The organism is Streptomyces speibonae (genome assembly GCF_984686075.1).
On the sequence record NZ_OZ480260.1, the window covers coordinates 4,890,424 to 4,914,596 of the forward strand.

At 69.1% G+C, this 24,173-nt stretch carries 13 protein-coding genes; 8 read left to right on the forward strand and 5 right to left on the reverse strand.

Annotation, left to right across the window (positions count from 1 at the left end; all coding sequences use genetic code 11):
* Positions 1-65: 65 nt before the first annotated feature.
* Positions 66-2,798, forward strand: a complete 2,733-nt coding sequence (gene ppc / locus AC5L3C_RS22235) for a phosphoenolpyruvate carboxylase (protein WP_493650505.1) — start codon at positions 66-68, stop codon at positions 2,796-2,798.
* Between the two features lie 74 nt (positions 2,799-2,872).
* On the opposite strand, the gene AC5L3C_RS22240 is transcribed toward ppc, so the two are convergent.
* The 3 genes from AC5L3C_RS22240 to AC5L3C_RS22250 all read right to left on the reverse strand — a co-directional run bounded on the left by AC5L3C_RS22240 (position 2,873) and on the right by AC5L3C_RS22250 (position 5,219).
* Positions 2,873-3,358, reverse strand: a complete 486-nt coding sequence (locus AC5L3C_RS22240; RefSeq protein ID WP_493650506.1) for a hypothetical protein — start codon at positions 3,356-3,358, stop codon at positions 2,873-2,875.
* A gap of 74 nt (positions 3,359-3,432) precedes the next feature.
* Entirely contained in the window at positions 3,433-4,092 is a 660-nt protein-coding gene (locus AC5L3C_RS22245; RefSeq protein ID WP_493650507.1) for a DUF4276 family protein, read from the reverse strand.
* Positions 4,093-4,094: 2 nt separating this feature from the next.
* A complete protein-coding gene (locus AC5L3C_RS22250) occupies positions 4,095-5,219 on the reverse strand; it encodes an AAA family ATPase (RefSeq protein ID WP_493650508.1) in 1,125 nt (374 codons plus the stop codon).
* Between the two features lie 200 nt (positions 5,220-5,419).
* Here AC5L3C_RS22250 and pglW point away from each other — a divergent pair, with 200 nt between their 5' ends.
* Complete coding sequence (gene pglW / locus AC5L3C_RS22255; protein ID WP_493650509.1) at positions 5,420-10,042, forward strand: BREX system serine/threonine kinase PglW; 4,623 nt, start codon at positions 5,420-5,422, stop codon at positions 10,040-10,042.
* A 26-nt stretch (positions 10,043-10,068) separates the two neighbouring features.
* On the opposite strand, the gene AC5L3C_RS22260 is transcribed toward pglW, so the two are convergent.
* Positions 10,069-10,356: a hypothetical protein gene (locus tag AC5L3C_RS22260; protein ID WP_493650510.1), complete on the reverse strand. Its 288-nt coding sequence runs from the start codon at positions 10,354-10,356 to the stop codon at positions 10,069-10,071.
* Complete coding sequence (locus AC5L3C_RS22265; protein ID WP_189233336.1) at positions 10,353-10,700, reverse strand: hypothetical protein; 348 nt, start codon at positions 10,698-10,700, stop codon at positions 10,353-10,355. Before AC5L3C_RS22265 ends, AC5L3C_RS22260 begins: the two co-directional genes overlap by 4 nt.
* Positions 10,701-10,834: 134 nt before the next feature.
* On the opposite strand from AC5L3C_RS22265, the gene AC5L3C_RS22270 reads away from it, so the two are divergent.
* The 6 genes from AC5L3C_RS22270 (at position 10,835) to brxD (ending at position 24,170) form a co-directional block, all read left to right on the forward strand.
* Positions 10,835-11,689 carry a helix-turn-helix domain-containing protein gene (locus AC5L3C_RS22270; protein ID WP_493650511.1) on the forward strand — a complete coding sequence of 285 codons (855 nt, stop codon included), beginning with the start codon at positions 10,835-10,837 and terminating at the stop codon, positions 11,687-11,689.
* Positions 11,673-11,888 (forward strand): DUF397 domain-containing protein, encoded by a 216-nt coding sequence (locus AC5L3C_RS22275; RefSeq protein WP_493650512.1) that lies wholly within the window; start codon positions 11,673-11,675, stop codon positions 11,886-11,888. Before AC5L3C_RS22270 ends, AC5L3C_RS22275 begins: the two co-directional genes overlap by 17 nt.
* Before the next feature lie 126 nt (positions 11,889-12,014).
* Positions 12,015-15,671 (forward strand): BREX-2 system adenine-specific DNA-methyltransferase PglX, encoded by a 3,657-nt coding sequence (pglX, locus tag AC5L3C_RS22280; protein ID WP_493650513.1) that lies wholly within the window; start codon positions 12,015-12,017, stop codon positions 15,669-15,671.
* Positions 15,672-15,976: 305 nt separating this feature from the next.
* Positions 15,977-19,888, forward strand: a complete 3,912-nt coding sequence (locus AC5L3C_RS22285) for a DUF6079 family protein (protein ID WP_493650514.1) — start codon at positions 15,977-15,979, stop codon at positions 19,886-19,888.
* Positions 19,885-22,854, forward strand: a complete 2,970-nt coding sequence (gene pglZ / locus AC5L3C_RS22290) for a BREX-2 system phosphatase PglZ (protein ID WP_493650515.1) — start codon at positions 19,885-19,887, stop codon at positions 22,852-22,854. Before AC5L3C_RS22285 ends, pglZ begins: the two co-directional genes overlap by 4 nt.
* Positions 22,851-24,170 (forward strand): BREX system ATP-binding protein BrxD, encoded by a 1,320-nt coding sequence (gene brxD, locus AC5L3C_RS22295; RefSeq protein ID WP_493650516.1) that lies wholly within the window; start codon positions 22,851-22,853, stop codon positions 24,168-24,170. Before pglZ ends, brxD begins: the two co-directional genes overlap by 4 nt.
* Positions 24,171-24,173 lie beyond the last annotated feature (3 nt).

A 24,173-nucleotide genomic window follows, 5' to 3' on the forward strand; every position in this document is an offset into this window, starting at 1 on the left:
ACGCCGCGCGGAACGCCGCCCGGGTTCCCCTCCGGAGAGCTTCAACACTGCAAGGAGCCGCACCTGTGAGCAGTGCCGACGACCAGACCACCACGACGAGCAGCGAGCTGCGTGCCGACATCCGCCGGCTGGGTGACCTCCTGGGCGAGACCCTGGTCCGCCAGGAGGGCCCGGAACTGCTCGACCTCGTCGAAAAGGTGCGCCGACTCACCCGTGAGGACGGCGAGGCCGCCGCCGAGCTGCTGGGGGGCACCGAACTGCAGACCGCCGCCAAGCTGGTCCGCGCCTTCTCCACCTACTTCCACCTGGCCAACGTCACCGAGCAGGTGCACCGCGGCCGCGAACTGCGCGCCCGCCGCGCCGCCGAGGGCGGCCTGCTGTCCCGCACCGCCGACCGGCTGAAGGACGCCGACCCCGACCACGTGCGCGAGACCGTGCGCCACCTCAACGTGCGCCCCGTCTTCACCGCCCACCCCACCGAGGCCGCCCGCCGCTCCGTCCTCAACAAGCTCCGCCGGATCGCCGCCCTCCTCGAGGCCCCGGTCCTCGCCTCCGACCGGCGCCGCCTCGACACCCGCCTCGCCGAGAACATCGACCTCGTCTGGCAGACCGACGAACTGCGCGTGGTCCGCCCCGAACCCGCCGACGAGGCCCGCAACGCCATCTACTACCTCGACGAACTCCACGCCGGCGCCGTCGGCGACGTCCTGGAGGACCTCACCGCCGAACTCGAACGCGTCGGCGTCCACCTCCCCGACGACACCCGCCCCCTCACCTTCGGCACCTGGATCGGCGGCGACCGCGACGGCAACCCCAACGTCACCCCCCAGGTGACCTGGGACGTCCTCATCCTCCAGCACGAGCACGGCATCAACGACGCCCTGGAGACGATCGACGAACTGCGCGGCCTGCTCTCCAACTCCATCCGCTACACCGGCGCCACCGACGAGCTCCTCGCCTCCCTCCAGGCCGACCTCGACGCCCTCCCCGAGATCAGCCCCCGCTACAAGCGGCTCAACGCCGAGGAGCCCTACCGGCTCAAGGCCACCTGCATCCGCCAGAAGCTGGAGAACACCAAGCTCCGCCTCGCCAAGGGCACCCCCCACCAGCCCGGCCGCGACTACCTCGGCACCGCCGAACTCCTCACCGACCTGCGCACCATCCAGGCCTCCCTGCGCGAGTACCGCGGCGGCCTCTTCGCCGACGGCCGACTCGCCCGCACCATCCGCACCCTCGCCGCCTTCGGCCTCCAGCTCGCCACCATGGACGTCCGCGAACACGCCGACGCCCACCACCACGCCCTCGGCCAGCTGTTCGACCGGCTCGGCGAGGAATCGTGGCGCTACGCCGACATGCCCCGCGACTACCGCTCCAAGCTCCTCGCCAGGGAACTGCGCAGCAGAAGGCCCCTCGCCCCCACCCCGGCACCCGTCGACGCCGCCGGCGAGAAGACCCTCGGCGTCTTCCGGACGGTCAAGCGCGCCCTGGAAGTCTTCGGCCCCGAAGTCGTCGAGTCCTACATCATCTCCATGTGCCAGGGCGCCGACGACGTCTTCGCCGCCGCCGTCCTCGCCCGCGAAGCCGGACTCGTCGACCTGCACGCCGGCTGGGCGAAGATCGGCATCGTCCCCCTGCTGGAGACCACCGACGAACTCAAGGCCGCCGACACCATCCTCGAGGACATGCTCGCCGACCCCTCCTACCGGCGCCTCGTCGCCCTGCGCGGCGACGTCCAGGAGGTCATGCTCGGCTACTCCGACTCCTCCAAGTTCGGCGGCATCACCACCAGCCAGTGGGAGATCCACCGCGCCCAGCGCCGCCTGCGCGACGTCGCCCACCGCTACGGCGTCCGCCTGCGTCTCTTCCACGGCCGCGGCGGCACCGTCGGCCGCGGCGGCGGCCCCACCCACGACGCCATCCTCGCCCAGCCCTGGGGCACCCTCGAAGGCGAGATCAAGGTCACCGAACAGGGCGAGGTCATCTCCGACAAGTACCTCATCCCCTCCCTCGCCAGGGAGAACCTGGAACTGACCGTCGCGGCCACCCTCCAGGCCTCCGCCCTGCACACCGCGCCCCGCCAGTCCGACGAGGCCCTCGCCCGCTGGGACGCCGCCATGGACGTCGTCTCCGACGCCGCCCACACGGCCTACCGCCGGCTCGTCGAGGACCCCGACCTGCCGACGTACTTCCTGGCCTCCACACCCGTCGACCAGCTCGCCGAACTGCACCTGGGCTCACGGCCCTCCCGCCGCCCCGGATCCGGCGTCTCCCTCGACGGACTGCGCGCCATCCCCTGGGTCTTCGGCTGGACCCAGTCCCGGCAGATCGTCCCCGGCTGGTACGGCGTCGGCTCCGGCCTCAAGGCCCTGCGCGAAGCCGGCCTCGACACCGTGCTCGACGAGATGCACCAGCAGTGGCACTTCTTCCGCAACTTCATCTCCAACGTCGAGATGACCCTCGCCAAGACCGACCTGCGCATCGCCCAGCACTACGTCGACACTCTCGTCCCCGACGAGCTCAAGCACGTCTTCGACGCCATCAAGGCCGAACACGAGCTCACCGTCGCCGAGGTGCTCCGCGTCACCGGCGAGAAGGAACTCCTGGACGCCGACCCGGTCCTCAAGCAGACCTTCACCATCCGCGACGCCTACCTCGACCCCATCTCCTACCTCCAGGTCGCCCTCCTCAAGCGCCAGCGCGACGCCGCCGAGGCCGGCACCGAGCCCGACCCGCTGCTCTCCCGCGCCCTGCTGCTCACCGTCAACGGCGTGGCGGCCGGCCTGCGCAACACCGGCTGACCCCCGGCACACCACGACGGGTGCCCCCGGCCGCGTACGGCCGGGGGCACCCGCGCCTGTCACCTGTCCGGGGCTCACACCGCCAGGAAGGCCGCCGTGAGCAGCGAAGCCCCCGACAGCGCCAGCACCCACGCCACCCGCGTCCGCAGCAGCCCGCCCGCCACCACGACCGACGCCAGCAGCAGCGCACCGCCCAGCGGCACCCACGCGTACAGCACCCCGGCCGGACCCGAACGGACCGCCTCCCCGCCCCCCGGCTTCAGCACCACCGCGTACGTCCGGCCCTTCTCCACCGCCACCGAGTTCTCCAGCACCACCTTCGCCCGCGGCTGCGAACCCCGCGAGAGCGGCGTGTACGGCCCCGTACACGTCCGCGCCCCGCACCAGTTAACCGCGACCGTGCCGCGCTCACGCCCCTTCGTCAGCATCACGTGCTGCGCCGTCCCCCACGACGCCCACACCCCCGCGATCAGGATCAGCGCCGCGACCGTACCCATCGCCGCGAACCGCCCGAACCGCAGCGCCGAGGAGCCGTAGGAGGAGCGGACCGCTGAAGACATGGCGGAGATCCTTGGCCATGACCTCGCGGTCGGTCAACCTCGGCGGAAGGTGGAGTGACCTGTGCCCCGGGGAATCAGCGTGGTGTGAGGGCCAGCAACTTGGCGATCCACTCGTCGAAGTGGGGACAGGCGGCGCGTAAAGCCGCCAAGCCCAGGTCCATGACCGCTACCGGACCGTCCTGGGTCTTCACATACCTCGGATACAGCCTGAGGATGCGCTTGGACGGAGCGGTCTCGGGCCTGTCGTTCACCTTCTCGGGTCCTCCGGCCAGATCGGCCTGACGCTTGAGCTCATGGGCCAGGGCAGGCTCGTCGACCCAGTCTCCGAGTTGCTCCGCCGCGGCGAAGACCCAGCTTTCCGTCTCGTGCAGGACGACATGCGGAAGGAAGCGGGGATGGCCCACGTGTTCCGCGAGGCGCCGCTCGATATGGGTCACCTTGTCCACGGCCGAGCCCGCCGGCCGGTCCGACATCCCCGGACTGTCCTGAGGGAGGCCGTAGTAGTCAAGGAGAGTGGTGACCGCCGCCCAGTGAGTGGAGGCCAGCAGCTTGTGCAGGTCCCTCTCGATCTTCGCCCACTTGCTGACTCCGCCCTTGCCCGCGGGACCACCCGCCGGCGTCCGGGTCATCAGGATGGTCGGCACCAGGCAGATGCCGTACTCCGCCAGTTCGGGCGCGAGGAAGTCGTTGACCATGTTCTCCTCGGTCTGCCCCTCGCACAGCACCCCCACCATGATCATTCCGTGCGGCCCCGCAACGGCAGCTCCGGCGACGGCCTGCCACCCAGCACGTTCTTCTCCCACAGCTCCCCGAGGGAGTAGTCCTCCAGCCACCCCTGGAGCTCCTCGGGAGCCGGACGCCTCAGTTCCGTCGCCCCCTCCTCGCGCTCCACCACCACGATGTCGGCGAGCGAGAACTGGTTCAGAAGCGTCACGGACTGCGTGGCGATCACGATCTGGCTGCGCACGGCGGCCGACCTCAGCATGTCCGACAGCTGGACGATCGCGTAGGGGTGCAGCCCGAGTTCCGGCTCGTCGAGGGTGAAAAGGGCGGGCGGGTCGGGCTGGAGGAGCAGGACGCACAGGCAGATGTACCGCAAGGTGCCGTCCGAGAGTGCCTCTGCGGGAAACACCGCATCCACTCCCTCCTGCATCCAGCGCAGGCGGATCCTCCCGCCCGGTTCCTCCTTCAGCAGGAAGTCCCGGAAGAACGGCGCCACGGACTTGATCGCCCGCACGATCCGCCGGTAGGACTTCGGCTCGCCCTCGCGCAGTCGCAGCAGGAACGCCGCGAGGTTCGCCGCATCCGGCCGCAACGCCTCGTTGTCCGCCGCGTACCCGAACTGCTTGACCGGTGCCTCACGGCTGGTGTCCTGGAAATGGAAGACCCGGCAGCCCGCCAGGATGTGCCGCACCGGGCCCGCGAGGCGGGAGAGCTGCTCTTCCTCCTTCTGGCGCAGGAGTGACTCGCGGTGTCCGCGACCGAAGCTCTCCTCCATGGGCAGGCCGGGACCCGGCTCGTGGAAGTGCCCCTTCTCCTCGGCGAAGACGAAGCTGTCGTTCGCCGCGGAAACGAGGTGCGCCTCATAGCGGTAAGGAGGGGCGCTGACCTTCAGCCGAATGCCGCTCTCGGTGCCGCGCCCCGCGAACTGCAGCGCTTGTGCGCCCCCATGGATGCCCACCTGGAGCGCCAAGTCTCCGTCCGCCATCCACCCCAGCAGTTCGAGCGCGCCGACCACGTTGCTCTTGCCCGCCCCGTTGGCGCCCACCAGCACGGTCACGCCGTCGCCCAGCGTCAGGGTGCTGGACCGGATGGAGGCATACCCCTCGACGGTCACCTCTGAGAGCTTGTACGACAGCATGGCCCCAACCCTAGGCGAGGGCCCTTGCCCCATGCGGAGCAGAGAGCCAACAGATGATCTGTTGCGACCGTCTGTCCACAGGATGCCGGTGCACGCTTCTGGCCCGTCGGCCGGGGTCGATAGGCTGGACCACCTGCTGTGATCTGGCCACCGGCAGGAAACGGGCGAGACGACGAGATACGGAAAGGGGCGTCGCGGTCATGCGAGACGGCAGGTGGACGACTGTCACCGAGTCGCAGTTCCAGCACGAACGCAGCGGACTGCTGTATCTCAAGGAGAGGCTCCCGGACACCGAGCCCTACCGCGCCTGGTCGAACTTCACCTTCACCGCGCACAGCGGCCACGTCCGTGAGGTCGACCTGTTGGTCGCCGCCCCGGCCGGTCTCTTCCTGGTGGAACTGAAGAACTGGCAGGGCACGGTCACCTCCTCGGGAGCGAGCTGGGTGCAGACCCTCCCCGGCGACCGCACCCGCATTCACCGCAACCCCCGCCACCTCGCCAACCAGAAGGCGAAGGAGCTCAAGGGCCTGCTCAAGGACGCCCTGAGGAAGACGGACCCTCGGCGCCATGTCCCGTACATCCAGGAACTTGTCTTCTTCACCGACCCCGGCCTGCGTATCCGTCTCGCGCCCCACGACCTGGCAGGCGTCTTCGGTAAGGCCGGGCACAACGGGCTCGACGACGTCCTCGCAGAGCTCCAGCGCCCCGCGCGCGACATCAAGTCGGGCATCGACCGCGAGTTCTCCCGCAGACTCGGCAAGCTCCTGGGAGAGGTGGGCGTCGGCCGTTCCGACGCCGAGTTCCACGTCGGTACCTACCGCCTGGACCGCACTCCCTTCGACACCGGGCCGAACTGGGCCGACTACCTAGGCCGCCACGATTCCCTGAGCAAGACCCGCCGCGTACGCATCTACCTGCGCGAACGCGGAGCGGACCGGCAGGCCCGCGAGTCCATCAGCCACACCGCCGAGCGCGAGGCGCGAGCGTTGGAGGGCCTCAGGCATCCGGGTCTGGTCGCCCTGGAGAACTTCGACGAGAACGGCCACAGCGCCGGACCCGCCCTCCTGTACGCCTACGACCCGCGCACGCTCCGCCTCGACGACTACCTCCTCCAGTACGGTGCGAGGCTGGACGCCCAGGCGCGGGCCGCCCTCCTGCGCCGACTGGCGGAGACGGTCCACTACGCGCACCGGCACCTCCTCTTCCACCGCGCCCTGCACGCCCGCGCCATCCACGTCCTGCCCGGCCCGCGCACCGATTCCGGCAGCGAGGAGGACCGCTGGCTCAACCCGGTCCTCCAGATCGCCGAATGGCAGACGGCGGTCCGCCGCCCCCGCACCAAGGGCGCCGCGGGAGGCTCCGGCTCCAGCCTGAGCAGCGGCCACGAGATCATCCCCTCGAACAACCTCGCCGCGTACGTCTCCGAGGTCGCCGACCCCTACCTCGCCCCCGAGGTGACCGCCAAGTCCCCGGACCCCACCGCCCTCGACGTCTTTGGGCTCGGCGTACTCGGCTACCTGATCTTCACCGGCAAGCCGCCCGCGAGCAGCCAGGCCGAACTGGGCGCCAGGCTGGAACAGGGCCGCGGGCTCGTGCCCTCCGCCGTGGCCGACGGCCTGACCAAGGACGTCGACCAGATCATCCTGGACGCCACGGCCTTCGACCCGCACCGCCGCATCCGCACCGCTGCGGAGTTCCTGGAGTGGCTCGACGTCGTCGAACAGGGACTCAGGCCCGCGAGGCCCGAGCCGCAACCGTCCCTCGAAACCCAGGGCGAGGAGGGCGACCCGCTGGAGGCCGCCCCGGGCGACGTCGTCGGCCGCCGTTTCCGCATCAGGCGCAGCCTGGGCCAGGGCTCCACCTCCCGCGCCCTGCTCGCCGAGGACCTCGAACGCGACAAGGCGCCGGTCGTCCTCAAGATCGCCCGCAAGGACAAGTACGCCGAGGCGCTGCGCCGCGAGGCCGACGTCCTGTCCAAGCTGCGCAACGACTCCAAGGTCATCCACCCCGCCCTGTCCGAGCCGATCCGCATCGGCCCGCGCACCGTCCTCGTCCTCGACCACGCCGGCGACCGGACCGTCGCCCGCCAGCTGCGCGAGCGGGGCCCGCTCCTCACCGACCAGCTGGAGACCTACTCCACCTACCTCTTCGCCGCCGTCGACTTCCTCGACGGCGAAGGCGTGTGGCACCGCGACCTCAAGCCCGACAACATCGCCATCCGGGTCCGTCCCAACGGCACGCGGCAACTGGTCCTCTTCGACTTCTCCCTCGCCGGCCTCGACGTGGACGCCGTCCGGGCTGGCACCGAGGGCTACCTCGACCCGTTCGTCGAGAACATCACCCGGGGCCGCTACGACGCCCATGCCGAGTGGTACGCCCTGGCCGTCACCCTCCACGAGATGGCCTCCGGGGAACTGCCCCAGTGGGGCGACGGCTCCGTCCTCGCGCGCCAGACCGACCCCAAGAAGTGGCCCCACCCCAGGATCGCCTCCGAGGCGTTCGACTCGGCCCTCCGGGACGGTCTCACCGAGTTCTTCGAGCGTGCCTTGCACCGCGACCACCGCAAGCGGTTTCCCGACCTGAAGGAGATGCAGCGCGCCTGGCAGCGCGTCTTCGCCCTCGCCGACCTGCCGGTCCAGGGCCGCTCCGGTGGCCACCCCGAGGACACCACCTCCTCGGGCGCCGCCCTGCCCATCGGCGAGCTCCCGCCCCTCGATCCAGCGGCGGACGAAAACGCCCGGGAGGAGGCTGCGGCCAAGGCGGGCCGCGACACCGCACTCCTCGTGGCGGGACTGTCCCTCCGCGCGGTCTCCTTCCTCAACGGCCTGGACGTCCACACCGTCGGCGACCTCCTCGACTACTCGACCCGCCGACTCGTCAACCGCCCTGGCCTCGGCGCCCGCACCCGCGACGAGATCAACCGCCGCATCAAGCAGTGGCGCCTCGCCCTCGACGTCCGCCAGCCCTCCCCGCTCTCCCCGGCCGAGCGCGGCGACTCCGCGGAGGAGATCGCCGAGGCACGCTCCGAGCAGCGCGAAGAGGGCAGCGACCTCCCCCTGCGCCGTCTCTCCCTCGACGCCCTGGTCACCCTCATGGTGCCCAAACCGGCACCCCGGGGGCGCAACGCCACCGAGGTGGAGACGGTACGGCTGCTGCTGCGCCTCCCCGACGAGGAGGGACGGCTGCCGGAGGGGTTGCCCAGCTGGCCCCTGAACAAGTCGGTCGCCCCGCTCACCACCGACCAGGTCACCGAGGGCCGCATCGCCCAGATCGTCGGCGCCCGGCGCAAGAGCTGGTCCCGGGACCCGGCACTCGTCGCCCTGCGCGACGAGGTCGTCGAGATACTCACCACCCTGGGCCGGGTCGCTTCGGCGACGGAACTCGCCGAAGCCCTGATCGGCCGTCGCGGCACCTCCCAGTCCGACCCCGCGGTGCGGCGCGCCCTCGGTACGGCTGCCGTACGGGCCGCGTGGGAGGTCGACTGGGGGTTGACCCCGCGCCGTATGCGCAGCCGCCGCCACGGTGAGACCGGCGACAACCGGATGATGCTGGCTCTGGAGGTCGACGAGGACAGGGACGCCCCGGACACGCCCTCGGCCCCCGCCCTCCTCAACTACGCCGACCGGCTCGGCAAGGCGGCCGACGCCCTGGCCGCACGCGACACCCTCGCCGGCCCCGGCACCGTGCTGGAAGTGATCGTCGCCGCCGATGCCGCTTTCCGGGCCCGCTGGCCCGAGGCACAGATCACCATGGACGAGGCCCGTATGGTCACCCTGGCCGCCGCGGCCTCCCAGGACGCGGCCGCCAACGCCCGTCTGGAGATCTACGCCCGGTCCCTGGAACCGGTGCGCGCCCTCCGCCTCGCCCAGGCCGGCCTGCTGCTGCCGCTCGCGGGCAAGCCGGACGACGAGCAGGACGGCCTGACTGTCGAGCAGATCCACGACCGGGTCCGCGCCCGCTTCCCTGACCTGTCCGGCCGCCTCCCGGACGACCGCGTCCTGCTCGGCCGCCTGCTGCGGCAGGCCGGCTTCGAGCTGGAGTGGCGGACGAACCGGAAGCGCCCGCGCGGCTGGTTCGTCCCCCGGCGGGAGACCGGCGCCGGCGGTGACGTCACCTCGGTCGTCACCCAGCGCCGCCCGAGCCGGGTCAGCCGTACCGACCACTGGACGGCCCGGGACCCGGAGCAGCGCGCCCGGCTCAAGGCCAGGGCTCAGCTCCAGGAATCCGGCGGCCGGCCGGGCTTCCGGGTCCTCACCGTCCGCTTCGACGACCAGCGCCTCGCCCTGCGGACCCTCACCGAGCAGGGGCGCGAGTGGCAGGCCGAGCCCGTCGACGTCAGCGCACTCTTCCTGGCCAGCCTGCGCCGCCTCGTAGAGGCCCGCCCCCGGCCCACCTGGGAGACCATCCTGGAGGCGGACAACGCCGAACCGGGCTCGCGGGACGCGATGAAGTTCGGCGAGTACACGGCCGCCGCGTGGCGCGACGTGGAGAAGGACATCCTGGCCTCCCTGAAGGCCCCGGCGGGCCCCGGCACAGCGAGGGCGGGTGAGGACGGCGCAGGGGCGGGCCGCCGCCCGGTGCTCCTGCACGACGCCTATGTCATGGCCCGCTACGGCGGCATGGGCGTCCTCCAGCGGCTCGCCGACCTGGCGCGGCGGGGCGGCCCGGACGGACGTGGCCTCTGGCTGCTCAGCCCGCTCACGGACCCGACCCTCGGGCCGCGGCTGGACGACGTGACCGTGTCGATCGAGGACCGCGAGGAGTGGATCACCCTCAACCACGCATGGGTCGTCAACGACCCGGGGGAGGAGCAGGCGGCGTAACCGCCTGCTCCTGCCCGTGCCCTGAGTCAGCCCCGACCTGCAGGGTCGGGCGGAAGGGCCCGGCTTCGGGCGTTGGCGGCGGCCACGGAGGCGCGCAGCCGCTCGGCGGAGGAGGCGGCGCGGACCCGTGCCGGGAGCGCGTCCCACTCCCGGCCGCCGCCGACCGGCCGTAGCTGGAGGTAGGGACCGACGTGGTCCATGACCACCCCGGTCCGCCCCGTGCGCTCGTCGACGACGACCGTTCCGGCGGGCGGCGGCGGAGGCGGGGCGGCCGTGTTCGAGCCCGGGAAGGGGCCGGGTGGGGGTGCGGTCACCGGTCCGTGCCGCCGCCGGTTCCGTTGCCGTCGCCAGTGCTCGGGCGGGTCGCTGCCTTACGCGCGTCCGCCGCGTCGGTGAGTACGACGGTCAGGCGGTGGGCCGTGGACAGGTTCACCCGGCCCAGCTCCAGGAGCGGGCGGTGCACGGTGGACGTCGTGCAGGACGCCAGCTCCGGTCCCAGGGACGGCAGGGTGATGCCGTGCAGGGCGAGGGCGGCACTGAGCTCGTCGGAGACGGCGAGCGCGGAGGCGAGGGGGTTGTCCGGGAACGGATAGGCGAAGGGGACGGTCGGGAGGGGGTGTTCGGTCTGGGTGGGGAAGGGGTGATTGTTGCTGTTCATGCCTACAGCGTGCTGATGTGGGGCTACTCTCGGTAGAGGTCGCGTGCCAGCAACGGAGTTGCGGGCAGTGAGCGGCACTTGGCCCCGCGGAGTTGGCGGGCGCGCACAGGGAACACCGCAAGGGGGCACAGCCGATGGCCGGCCGACAGAACCGCAACCAGGACATGGACCCGTTCACCTCGCCGAGGACCTTCTTCGGCAGCGAACTCCGCCGGGCCCGCGAGGCCGCCGGCCTCTCCCAGGACCAGCTCGGCGAGCGGGTCTTCTGCTCCGGCACGTACATCGGCCAGTTCGAGTCGGCGACCAGGCGTCCACAACCGGACCTGTCCCGGCTCCTGGACGAGGTCCTCGGCACGGGCGAGCACTTCCAGCGCCTGTGCGAACTGGCCCGCAAGTCCAAGCACGCCGACTACTTCGCGGACGCGGCGGAGCTGGAGACACGGGCCAAGACGATCAGCGAGTACGCGCCGATGCTGGTGCCGGGGTTGTTGCAGACGGAGGGGTATGCGCGGGCGATCACGACGGCGACCATGCCGTACGCCACAGCGGAAGTGGTGGACGGATATGTGGGTGCGCGGCTTGAGCGGCAGAAAATCTTGGCTGATCCTGCAAGGCCGTTGTTGTGGGTTGTGCTGAACGAGACTGTGCTGAGGGTGCCGGTGGGAGGGCCTGCCGTGATGGCCTCACAGCTTCAGCACGTGCTTCAGATGGCTCAGGCACACACAGTTATGGTGCAAGTGCTGCCGTTCGTGCGTGCAGCTGAGGCATTCATGACCAGCATGGCTTCGATCATGACGTTCGCGGACGCTCCCCCCGCTGTCTACGTGGAAGCACCGTGGACGGGCCAACTGATCGAGGAACCGGCCCTCGTTGATCTCTACACGAGGTCGTACGATCTCGTCAGGGCCGCTGCGCTGTCGCCAGCGGAGTCTCTGACCGTGATCGAATCGTCAGCGAAGGACTACACCAACCATGAGCATCACACCTGATCTGAGCACGGTTGTCTGGCGCAAGTCGTCCTACAGTGATGGTTCGGGTGGTAGCTGCATCGAAGTCGTCGATGGGATGTTGGGAGTGGTTCCGGTGCGTGACAGCAAGGTTGCTAATGACGCTGTGCTTCTCATCTCGAGTGCTGGATGGTCGGCTTTCGTGAAATCCGTAAAGGACGGATCGATGACGCGAGCTTGATTGCCTTGCTGTATCCCGTAGAGCCCTGCCGCTCATGTGAGCGGCAGGGCTTGGGCATGGTGCAATAGGTGCCTGCGCGTCAGAGGCGCATTCCGTGACTAAACACCTCAACGGTTGGTGGGATCAGTGATTGACAGCGATCGCCTGCGTGACGATCTCCAGAAGCAACTCCTCGTAGTAGAGAAAGATCTTCAAGATCAGCTGGAGACACTTCCTGAAGTCAAGCGGATACTGCGTGATGAGTATCACGGCGCTCTGAAGGCGAAGAGAACCGCAGTTTCACAAACCGAATGGGTCGGTGAGCGCATCACGCAATCCGCCGTCGCTTGGCTGCTGGGCACAGTATTTGTGCGATTCTGTGAGGATAACCTAATCCTAATTGACCCGTATGTGGCTGGGTCAACAATTGCACGCCAGACGCATGCAGAGGAACGGCATGTCCAATTTATGACAGATGATCCCGCTCGAACGCATCGAGATTGGTTGCTCGAAGCATTCAAAGAGATTGGCTCATGGCAAGCCGGAAGATTGCTTTTCGATGAAGAGCATAACCCGCTTTTTCAAATCCCGATGTCGCATGAGGGTGCGAAAGGATTGATTGAGTTTTGGCGTAAACACGAAGAGGCGGAAGGCGGGACAAGGATCATCCACAATTTCCAGGACAGTGAGTGGGGTACTCGCTTCTTGGGGGACCTCTATCAAGATCTTTCATTGAGCGCCCGTGAAAAGTACGCGCTATTGCAGACGCCGGAATTTGTCGAAGAATTTATCCTTGAGAGGACCCTGGATCCCGCGCTAGGGGAATTTGATTATTCTGATATCAGAATGATCGACCCGACCTGTGGTTCGGGACACTTCGTCCTGGGGGCTTTCCATCGAATCCTGCAAGAATGGGAGATTAAGGCGCCTAGCGTTGATGTCCACGACCGAGTTCGCGGAGCATTGCGGTCGGTTCACGGTGTGGACGTTAATCCATTCGCGGTGGCGATTGCTAGATTTCGTCTAATCATCGCAGCGCTGCGAGCTGCGGGCGTAGCTGACATCAAGGAGGCTTTGAAGTATGAGTGGCCGCTCAATTTGGCTGTCGGCGACTCCCTAATTTACAATGCGGATGAGGTTATCGAAGGACTCAGGGAAGCCTCAGATGGAGAGCTCGCAGATTACCTATATTCTACCGAAGACTTGGATAGGTATCCGGAAATCCTCGACAGTGGAAGGTATCACGTTGTTGTAGGTAATCCCCCTTATATCGTACCGGGAAGCGACTCCCCTAAGAGCGCATATAAGAAGTTGTATAAGTCGTGTTCGGGGAAATATCAGCTGACCGTTCCGTTTGGTGAGCGGTTCTTTCTCCTGGCGATTCGATCGGTTGGTATGGCAACTTCTTCGGGTTATGTTGGCCAGATTACGGGAAGTGCTTTTACTAAGCGTGAATTTGGCGAAAAATTCATTCAGCATTACCTTGCAGTGGAGGTCGATCTTACTGAAGTTATCGACACCTCCGGGGCCTACGTGCCGGGTCACGGGACCCCCACTGTAATCCTTGTAGGACGCAATAGGCCTGCTCGGGATGGAGCAAGGACTGTGCGATCCGTGCGTAGGATCGAGGGTGAACCTAAAGTCCCTGACGTTCCAGCGGAAGGTAAAGTGTGGTGCGATATCACGAGCAGGATCGATGCTCCAGGGCGAAGCGTTGGCGATTGGGTTTCTGTCGATAATTTGGACCGCAAGCGGTACTTCAGCAAGCATCCTTGGATCCTCGATGACGGCGGACTTGAGACCGTTGAGGAGATCAATTCAGCTTCAGGGAAGATCCTTCGGAGCATTCTGTCGCGTGATATCGGATTTGCTAGCTTCCCTGGGCAAGATCCGGCATTCATTGGTACTCGCAGATCATTGAGTAGGCGAGATATCGAGTGTGTGCGCCCTCTGATTACTGGCGATATCGTCCGTGATTGGGATGCGCATTTCTCAGAAGCTGCTGTTGTTCCGTATGACCCTAAAATGAAGCCGCTAGCATACGATCATGCATCTCCGTGGGGTAGGTATTTGTGGCCTTCTCGGCAGGTGTTGCGCGCAACTCACGGATTTGAGAAGGTTACTGATAACCGGAACCTGACGCCTTGGTGGGGGTGGTATCGGTGGGTTAGTGATCGCTATCGCGGTAAGTACTCTATCGTGTGCGCCGAAGTGACCACCCATAATCAATTTATGCTGGATCGCGGTGGAAGTTGCTTCAAGCAGACTGTATCTATTGCCAAGCTTGGGGATGGTGCGTCAGTAGACGACTATCTTAGTTTGGTTGGGCTGCTTAACTCGTCTGTCGCCTGTTTTTGGTTGAAGCAGATGTGTCAAATCAAGCCGAGTAATGGTGTAGGGCGAGGGCTCGAAGCTGAAAAATGGACGGTCTGGTACCAGTTTAATGGTGCGAACGTTCAGGAATTCCCTCTTCCTGAGGAGTATCCGCTTACTCGCGCAACTGAACTAGACACCCTCGCCCAACAGCTCGCCGCCGTAACCCCCTCCACCGTCGCAGCCGACCCGGAGAAGCCGCCCACGGCTGAAGTGCTGGCGCACGCGGAGTCGGAATGGCACCGCATCCGTGCCCGGATGATTACTGTCCAGGAAGAACTGGACTGGGAGGTCTACGGAATCTACGGCCTGCACGACGACCTCACCGCGCCAGAAGACGCCCTTCCCGCTGATGGAATCGCCCTCGGACAGCGGGCCTTCGAGATCGACCTCGGCAAGCGTGTCAAGGAGCAGGGCGTCAAGACGGAATGGTTCCGGCGTCACAACTCCACCATGATCAGCGAGATTCCGGCCGAATGGCCCGAGGCCTACAAGGAGACGGTCCGCCGTCGGCTTGACGCCATGAAGAACTCCTCCGTGATCGGGCTCATCGAGCGCCCCGAATACAAGCGGCGCTGGCTCACCGACGGCTGGGACGTCCAGCAGCAGGCCGCGCTCAAGGAGTGGCTGCTTGCGCGCATGGAGCGCCGGGAGCTCTGGTACGAGACGGACTACGACGGGACGGAGCGCCTCCGTACCCGTTCCCTCCCCGAGCTGGTCGACGACCTCACCCGTGACCACGACTTCGTGGCCGTCGCCGAGCTCTACGCGCCCGGCGAGGAACTGTCCGTGATCGTGCCCAAGCTGGTCGAGGACCAGCACGTGCCGTTCCTGGCCGCCCTGCGCTACACGGAGGCGGCGCACAAGAAGAAGCGCGAGGTGTGGGAGCAGGTCTGGGAGCGGCAGCGTGAGGAGGACGCGGCCACCGCCGCCGGGGATCACCTGAAGGCGATGGAGATCAGGGACGGTACTCCCGTGCCGCCGAAGTACACGACGGCCGACTTCCGCAAGGCCTCCTACGCCGCCCAGCGCGGTGGTCTCGACGTGCCCAAGGAGCGGTTCATCTCCTACAGCCGCACCCTCAACCCGGCGATCGAGGTTCTGGGCTGGGGCGGCTGGGACCACCTGGAGCAGGCGACGGCCCTCACCGAGACCATCAACGCCCGTGCGGACTCCGGAAACTGGGAGCGGGAGGACTTCATCCCGTACCTCGCCGGTCTGCTGGAGCTGCTGCCGTGGCTCAAGCAGTGGCACCCCGAGGACGCCGGCATGTTCGAGGAGGCGCTGCTGGACTGGCAGCGGGAGGAGGAGTTCGCGGTCACCGACGAGGAGCTGCGCGCCTGGCGTCCCGCCCGTAAGGCGGCGAAGAAGGCCACCGCCAAGCCCGCCGGCGGGAAGGGCGCGAAAAAGAACACGCAGGCGAAGGAGTAGCCACCCCTTCGCAGGACCCCACCGAGCTCACCACCCCACCCGGACCCCGCCCACCCCCGCAAACCCGGCAGATCCGTGCTCCCCGCACGTTACGCTGAGGCGTTCGGGTGACGCGGGCCGGGCGGGTCCGGGGTCCGGTATGCCGTGCGCGGGTCGCGCGGCAGACAAGGGCGCCTGTCCAGTGGGCTGGGGCGCGCGGAATCCGAGGCAGGGGGCGGACGGCCCGGCGAGAGCGGCGGCAGTGCCGCTCGGGCCGGCGCTCGGACGGCCGAGCGGGCGACAACGGGACACACGAGGAGTACGCGATGGCACACCCCACCCAGCCACTGCTGCGTGAGGTCATCGACATCCCCACCGTCAGTCACGAGAGCTTCGTCCTGAAGCTCACCGAGGCGCTGGGCAGCGACGAGGAGCTTTCGAAGGCGCTGGACGCGTATGTCCTCACCGACAGCCTCGTGGAGCGGTTCGGGGAGGCCCTGTCGCTCATCGAGGCCGGGCTGACCAGCGGCAGCTCGAAGGCCGCCTACCTCCACGGTTCCTTCGGTTCCGGCAAGTCGCACTTCATGGCGGTGCTGGCCGCGCTGCTCGGCATCCAGGAGCGGGCGGCGCTCAGGGTGCGCGGTCTCGAGAAGTTCGCCGGGGCCATGCGCGAACACGCCTGGCTGCACAGTACGAAGTTCCTGCTGCTGCCCTTCCACATGCTCGACGGCAAGTCGCTGGAGCAGAAGGTGCTCGGCGGGTACGTCGAGCACATCCGCCGCCTCCACCCCGACGCCCCGATCCCGCAGGTCTACCGCACGGACGCCCTGTTCGAGAACATCCGCAGCCACCGGGAGCGGATGGGCGACGAGGCGTTCATCGACGGGCTGCCGGGCGGGGACGCCCAGGACAAGTGGGGCGACTCGGTCTTCTGGACCACCGAGAAGCTGGACACCGCGCTCGCCGCCGAGCAGGTGGACGAGGACACCCTCAACGAGGAGGACCCGCAGTGGCACCGTGAGCCCGTCACCGCCGGCGGGCTGCGCGCCAAGCTGGTCTCCGACGCCCTCTCCACCTGGTTCAAGGGGCTCTTTCAGGACGCCGCCGAGGACCGGCAGGCGTTCGTCTCCCTCGACCGGGGCCTCGGCATCATCGCCGCGCACGCGAAGTCCCTCGGGTACGACGCGCTGGTCCTCTTCCTCGACGAGCTGATCCTGTGGCTCGCCAACCACATCCGGGACGAGAAGTTCGTCTCCGAGCAGGCCGCGAAGATCACGAACTTCGTGGAGGGCAGCGATGCCCGCCGGGCCATCCCGGTGGTCTCCTTCATCGCCCGTCAGCGTGATCTGCGGGACCTGGTCGGCGACGAGGCCGTGCTCGGCTCGGCCGAGGTGTCCATCCAGGACACCCTCTCCCTGGCCGACGACCGGTTCCGCACGATCCCGCTGCCCGACAGCGACCTGCCGGCGATCGCGCACGCGCGGCTGCTGAAGCCCCGCGAGGACGTGCCCGACGCGCAGGCCCGCATCGACCAGGCCTTCGCCAACATCAAGCGCGTCAAGCCCGACGTGTGGGACGCGCTGCTGGGCGACAGCAAGGACATCACGACCGCGGACGAGGAGGCCTTCCGCCGGGCCTTCCCGTTCTCCCCGGCCTTCATGGACACCCTGGTACGGGTCGCCGAGGCGCTGTCCCGCTCCCGTACCGGCCTGAAGCTCATGGGCCAGATGCTGTTCGACCAGCGCGACACCCTCCGCCTGGGCCAGCTCGTCCCCCTCGGCGACCTCTACGAGGTGCTGTACCGGGGCGGCAGCGACCCCTTCACGCAGACCCTGCGGGAGCAGTTCCGGTCCGCGCAGGAGCTGTACAAGAACAAGCTCCAGCCCTACCTGCTGGGCCGGTACGAGCTCACCCTGGACGACACCGAGGCGTACCGGCGCGACCCGGACGGACTCGACCCCGCCGTACGCGGCCGGATGGAGTCGTTCATCGTCGACAACCGGCTCATGGGCACCCTGCTGCTGTCCGCCCTCGTGCCGTCCGTGCCCGCCTTCCAGAACCTCACCGTCAAGCGGCTCACCGCCCTCAACCACGGCATCGTCACCTCCCGGGTGCGCGGCTTCGAGGCCAAGGAGGTCGCGAAGAAGGCCAAGGAGTGGGCCGACGAGTTCGGTGAGATCAAGTACACCGAGGGACCCGACGCGGGGATCTCGCTGGAGCTCGTCGGGGTCGACTACGAGTCGATCGTCACCCGCGCCCAGACCAACAACAACCCGGCCAACCGCCGAGGTCTCCTCAAGCGCATGCTGTGGGAGGAGCTGGGGGTGAGCCAGGGCCAGTTCGACGAGCAGCTCAACCTGTCCTGGCGCGGCTCCCGGCGGTCCGCGGAAATCCTCTTCGGCAACCTCGCCGACGCCAACACCCTGGACGACGACAAGGTCAGGCCGCGCCAGCCGGGCAGCTGGCGGCTCATCGTCGACATGCCCTTCGACGACGTCTACGGCGAGGCCGAGGACCGCGACCGCATCATGCGGCTCAAGAACCTCCCCGACCACGACAAGATCCGCACCATCGGCTGGATCCCCGCACACTTCACACACGCCACGTACCTGAAGTTCCAGCGGCTGGTCATCATCGACTACGTCCTCAACGGCCAGCGCTTCGAGTCCTACGCCGGACACCTCAGCCCCAACGACCGGGAACGCGCCAAGGACGCCCTGCGCAACCAGCACCGCCGCCTGTCCAGCACCGTACGGAACGCCCTCAAGCAGGCCTACGGCCTCCTCCCGAAGGACCCGGCGGTCGTCGGCGGCTACGACGAGCACATCCTGCCCGTCCCCGACATGCAGACCGTCGTCCTGGAGTACAACCAGTCCCTGTACGACGCGGCACGGCGCATCATCTCCCACGCCCTGGCCCACCAGTACCCGGCCCACCCTGACTTCGACCCGCAGGGCGAGCAGCTGTCGGTGCGCACGGCCGACGTCAAGACCGTCTTCGGCTACCTGCGCACCGCCTCCGACGAAGGCACCGACGTCGTCGAGATCCGCCCCAAGGACCGGCCGCTGATGAAGCGCATCGCCGGACAGGAGGGCCTGAAGCTGGGCACCATGTTCGAGGCCCGCTTCCAGCTCGGCCGGCACTGGGAGGAACACTTCGGACAGAAGGCCGGCACCGCCTACGACGACCAGGACATCCCCGTCCGCACCCTCCTCGAGTGGATCGACGAGCCCCTCCCGTACGGCCTCGACCCGGTCCTCGCCCACCTGGTGCTGTGCGCCTACGCCGAGCGCACCGACCGGGTGTGGACCTACCACGACGGGCCCGTCGAGGTTGCCGACCCCACCGCCCTCAAGACCGTCTACAGCCTGCGGGCCCAGGAACGCCCCACCGAGGAGACGTGGAACGAGGCCGTCGAACGCGCGGCACTCATCTTCGGCGAAGCCCCGCTGTCGCCGATGCGCCGGGCCCGCATCATCGCCGAGTTCAGTGACCGCGTCCGGGCACGCGCCGCGCAGCTGCGCACCGCGGCCCGGAAGCTCGTCGACGAGCTGGAGACGCACGCCGGCTACCTCGGTCTGGACACCGACGACGACGAGGGCCGCCTCGGCACCGCGCGCCGCGCGGCCGTCCTCGTGGACGACCTCGCCGAGGCCGACCGGCACGACCCGCTCTCCGTCGTCAGCCTCCTCGCCGGTGCCGACACCGGCGACCGGGCCGGGCAGGAGCGGATCGGCAAGTCTCTTTCCAGCGCGCCCGCCGTCATCAGCGCGCTGGCCGGCGTGCCCTGGTCCAGCGTCTACGACATGGCCCGCGACGTGCGCGAACCGTACGCCACCGAGGCCCGCGCCGTACTCGACTCCCTGCACGGGACCGCACGGGCGGACGAGAACACGGCCGTCCTCGGCACCGCGCTGGAGAAGACGACCAGGGAACTCACCGCGATCCTGCGCCGCGCCAACGCCGCACAGAGCCCGCCGCCCGCGCCCCCCGCCACCACCCCGCCGCCCGGCCCGGCACCGGTCCCCGCCCCGAACCGGTTCCCCCTGGACGACCACGGCACCCCGGGCCGGGGCGGCAACGGCGTGTCCGCCACCGTCCCCGAGCAGCCGTACGGACAGTACGAAGCGGAGGCCGCGGACGCCGTCGACCGGCTGCGAACGGAACTCACCGACGTGGCCGAGGCCCACCCGCACGCCCGTATCCAGGTCACGTGGCAGGTGATCGACCAGCCGTGAGCACGCACAGCACCACCGCCCCGCCGCCCGGCCGCGACACCGGGCGGTCCCGGCCCAGGCCCGCGCACCCCGCCGCGGTCGTCCAGGTCCTAGAGGCCCGCTCCTTCACGGAGGGCGAGCCCCGCATCGTCCTCATCCGCGCCGAACCGCACTGGAACGGGCCCCGCCTGCTGCCGCTCGGCGGCGGCCGGACCGCGCACATCGCCACCGCCGTCTCACCGCTCGCCGTGCTGGACACGCTCACCGGATGGGAGCGGACCGACACCGGCGAGCGGGACGTGCTCGCCGTCCTCACCGACGTCGAGGAAGCCGACCTCGGCCCCGGCCTCCTCGCTCGGGTCTACCGCAACCGCGTCTACCCCATAGAGTCCTGGGCCGTCGTCCGCCGCCTCTTCGGCGCCGTGGACCTCGACCCCCGCCTGACCGCCGAGAGCTGGGCCGCCGAAGCCCTCATCGACGCCGCTGGCCAGGAGAAATGGCCCAAGACCCCTGGCACCGTCCTCTCCCGCGACACCGCCCTGTCCCGGCTCGCCGCCGGGCGGCTGTCCACCACCGCCCACCGGCTCGACCCCGACCGGCTCGACCTGCACGCCCTGATGGCCTGGTCCCTCGCCCCCGGCGCGGTCGAACGCGTCGCCTCGCTGCGTGACCAGGAACGGCGCGGACTCGCGTCCTGGCTCGCCGACCCCGACCGGGTGGGCCTACGAGCCCACCAGGCACTCACCGCCCTGTTCGGCCTCTTTGAGGCCGGCCACGGCGCCGACGCGGTCCCCATGGGACTGGTGTGCGCCGCCCTCTGGGGTGAGAAGGCACCGGCGGGCGTGGACCGTGCCCGTGGCCGTGCGGAACTGAAGTTCGGCGGCCGGCGACTCGACGACGACAGTTTCGCCGCCTTCGGCGCCGAGACCGAGGACTACGTCCGGGTCCTGCTGGCCACCCGCTCCGCGGACGTGACCGAGGACGAACCGGTGCTTCCGGGGCCCGACCCCCGCGCCCTCATGGCCCGCGCCGACGCCCTCATCCGCGAGATGGGAGCAGAGGACGCGGCCGCCGCCAGCGACCTGCTCGAAACCGGGCAACGGGCGCGCTACGGAGCCGTCGCCCGTGCCCTCACCGCCTGCGTCCCCTCCCGCCCGGACAAGGCGCCGGCCGAACGGCGCGTCCGCGACCTGAAGCGCGCCGTCGACCACCTGGCCGAGCACGAGCTGTCCCGGCTCGCGAGCCACCGCGCGACGATGACCCGGATCCGCATGGCGCAGCGGCTCGTGCACTGGCTCGGCCGGCCCCCGGTCACCGCGTTCACCACCGCGGCCGAGGCGGTGCAACAGCACATCACCACCTACGGATGGGTCGACCTCGCCCACGGCTGGATCACCGACGGCGACCACACCCACCCGGAACTGCCCGGCGCCCTCGCCGCACTGAGCACCGCCGTACGGGCCCGACGGCACGCCCTCGACGAGGCGTTCGCCGCCCGCCTCGCCGAGGAGACACGCACCGGTGCCGCACCGCGCGACGCCCTCGTCGTGGAGGACTTCGCCCGCCGCGTCCTCGCCCCGGTCGTCAAACCCGCCCGCTCGTCGAGCACCGGGAACCCGCCGCTCCTCCTCGTCGTCCTCGACGGAGCGAGTGCCGCCGTGGCCGCGGCCCTCGCCGAACAACTGCGCACGCGGTCCTGGGCGGAGTACGACCCCGTGGCCGACACCGCGGGAGACCGGCGACGGCGCGGCATGCTCGCCGCACTGCCCACGATCACCCGCACCTCCCGCGGCTCCCTCTTCGCCGGCGAACTCACCGAGATCGACCAGCAGGAGGAACGCAAGCGCTTCGCGGCACACCGCTTCTGGGGCGGAGCCGACGTCCGGCTCTTCCACAAGGCGGACCTGCGAGGAGACGCGGGACACGGCCTCGGCAGCGAACTGGCCGAGGCACTCGCCGACCCCGGCACCCACGTCGCCGTCGTCGTCAACACCATCGACGACCGCCTCGGTGAGGACCGGGCCGTGTCCCACTGGCAGCTGAACGAACTCCTCGGCATGGAACACCTGCTGGCCCAGGCCCGCACCACCGGCCGCGCCCTGGTCATCACCGCCGACCACGGACACGTCATCGACCACGGCACCGACAAGGAGAACGTCCCCGACGCCCTCTCCGCACGGCACCGCCGAGGCAGCACACCCGCAGGCCGCGGCGAAACCGTCCTCGCCGGACGGCGCGTCGTCGCCGAAGGACAGCGCATCACCGCCCTGTGGGACACCGGACTGCGCTACGGAAACCGGCAGGCCGGATACCACGGCGGCGTCGCCCTCGCCGAAGCCGCCATCCCCGTGCTGGCCTTCGCCCCCTACGGCGCACCCGTACCCAAGGGCTGGCGGGAACTCGGCCCCCAGCGGCCCTCCTGGTGGTCCCTGGAAGAGGACGCCGTCACCGGCACCGAGACCCCGGCCCCACAGACACCGGGCACCACGCCGCCGGCCAGGCGCACCCCCTCGGCCGCCGAACTGCGGAAGAAGGCGGAAGAACAGCAGGCCGCCGAGCACGAGACCGGCCAGGGAGCGCTGCTGTCCTTCGACGAGGTCAGCACAGCAGAGTCGACCGGGACGGCCGCGCCTCCCCAGCCCGCCCCCGCCTCGGCCGCCGAACAGCTCACCGAGGCGCTGCGCGCATCCGACATCATGAGCGCCCAGCTCGGCGCACTGCCGCGCCCCGAGGAATTCGACACCGTCGCGAAGGCCGTCCAGGCCCTCGTCGACGCGCACGGAATCCTGCCGGTCACCGTCGTCGCCGAACGCGCCGGGAAACGCGCCGCACGCGCCGCGGGCTTCGCCGCCACACTGCAACGCGTCCTCAACTACGACCAGGCGGAGGTCCTCACCCTCACCGACAACGGGCGCTCCCTCCGGCTCGACGTACCGCTGCTGCGACGACAGTTCCGCCTCGACACGACAGGCGGAGCACGGACGTGACACCCCAGGGCATCAGTCCCGAACGCCGCCTGCGACTGATTGACGCGCTGCGCCGGGGCGCCGTACCCGAGACCGGGCTCGGAGTCCTCGCGGTCGGCCTCGGCCGGTTCGAAACCGCGGTCGACGCGGAACTCGACGCGGTCGCCACCGGATCGGCCGTCTTCAAGGCCGTACGCGGCGAATACGGCTCGGGCAAGACCTTCTTCACCCGCTGGCTCGCCGAACGCGCCAAGCAGCGCAACTTCGCCGTCGCCGAAGTACAGGTCTCCGAGAACGAGACACCCCTGCACAAACTGGAGACGGTCTACCGGCGGCTCACCGAACGCCTCGCCACCAGCACCTTCCCGCCCAGCGCCTTCCGGTCGGTCGTCGACGCCTGGTTCTACGCCCTGGAGGAGGACGCCCTCGCCGCCGGCGCCACCGACGACGAACTGCCACAAGCCGTGGACGGCCTCCTCACCGCACGCCTCGCCGAGGTCTCCCGCGTCGCACCGGCCTTCGCCACCGCCCTGCGCGGCTACCGGCGCGCCCAGGACGCAGGCGACGACGCCACCGCCGACTCCGTCCTCGCCTGGCTCGGCGGACAGCCCCACGTCGCCGCGGCGGCCCGCAGAAGCGCCGGCGTCCGCGGCGACCTGGACCACTTCGGAGCCCTAGGTTTCCTCCAGGGCCTGCTGACCGTCCTCAAGGACTCCGGCCATCCCGGGCTGCTCCTCGTCCTCGACGAGGTCGAGACCCTGCAACGAGTCCGCTCGGACGCCCGGGACAAGGCACTCAACGCACTGCGCCAGCTCATCGACGAGGTGCACTCCGGGCGCTTCCCCGGCCTCTACCTCCTCATCACCGGCACACCCGCCTTCTTCGAAGGCCCCCAGGGCGTCCAGCGGCTGGCACCGCTCGCACAACGCCTGGCCACCGACTTCACCACCGACGCCCGGTTCGACAACCCGCGCGCCGTGCAGCTCAGGCTCTCGGGTTTCACCGTGGAATCCCTGACCGAACTCGGCGGCAGGGTCCGGGACATCTACGCCTCGGGCATCGAACGAGAAGCCGCAGAACGTCTGCGCGGCATCGTCGACGACTCCTACGTGACCGACCTCGCGCACGCCGTGGCGGGAAGTCTCGGAGGCAAGGTCGGCATCGCACCACGGCTCTTCCTCAAGAAGCTCGTGGGCGACGTCCTCGACCGCGTGGAACAGTTCGAGGACTTCGACCCGCGCAAGCACTACGCCCTCACGGTCAGGCAATCCGAGCTCACCGGCACCGAGAGGAACGCCGCGGCAGGCTCGGCCGACGACGTCGAACTGCCTCTGTGAAGC

Excerpts from the sequence above, each read along its gene's own strand:
- AC5L3C_RS22240 (WP_493650506.1), bottom strand. The coding sequence starts at position 3,358 with ATGTCTTCAGCGGTCCGCTCCTCCTACGGCTCCTCGGCGCTGCGGTTC.
- AC5L3C_RS22245 (WP_493650507.1), bottom strand. The coding sequence starts at position 4,092 with ATGGTGGGGGTGCTGTGCGAGGGGCAGACCGAGGAGAACATGGTCAAC.
- AC5L3C_RS22250 (WP_493650508.1), bottom strand. The coding sequence starts at position 5,219 with ATGCTGTCGTACAAGCTCTCAGAGGTGACCGTCGAGGGGTATGCCTCC.
- pglW (WP_493650509.1), top strand. The coding sequence starts at position 5,420 with ATGCGAGACGGCAGGTGGACGACTGTCACCGAGTCGCAGTTCCAGCAC.
- AC5L3C_RS22265 (WP_189233336.1), bottom strand. The coding sequence starts at position 10,700 with ATGAACAGCAACAATCACCCCTTCCCCACCCAGACCGAACACCCCCTC.
- AC5L3C_RS22270 (WP_493650511.1), top strand. The coding sequence starts at position 10,835 with ATGGCCGGCCGACAGAACCGCAACCAGGACATGGACCCGTTCACCTCG.
- AC5L3C_RS22275 (WP_493650512.1), top strand. The coding sequence starts at position 11,673 with ATGAGCATCACACCTGATCTGAGCACGGTTGTCTGGCGCAAGTCGTCC.
- AC5L3C_RS22285 (WP_493650514.1), top strand. The coding sequence starts at position 15,977 with ATGGCACACCCCACCCAGCCACTGCTGCGTGAGGTCATCGACATCCCC.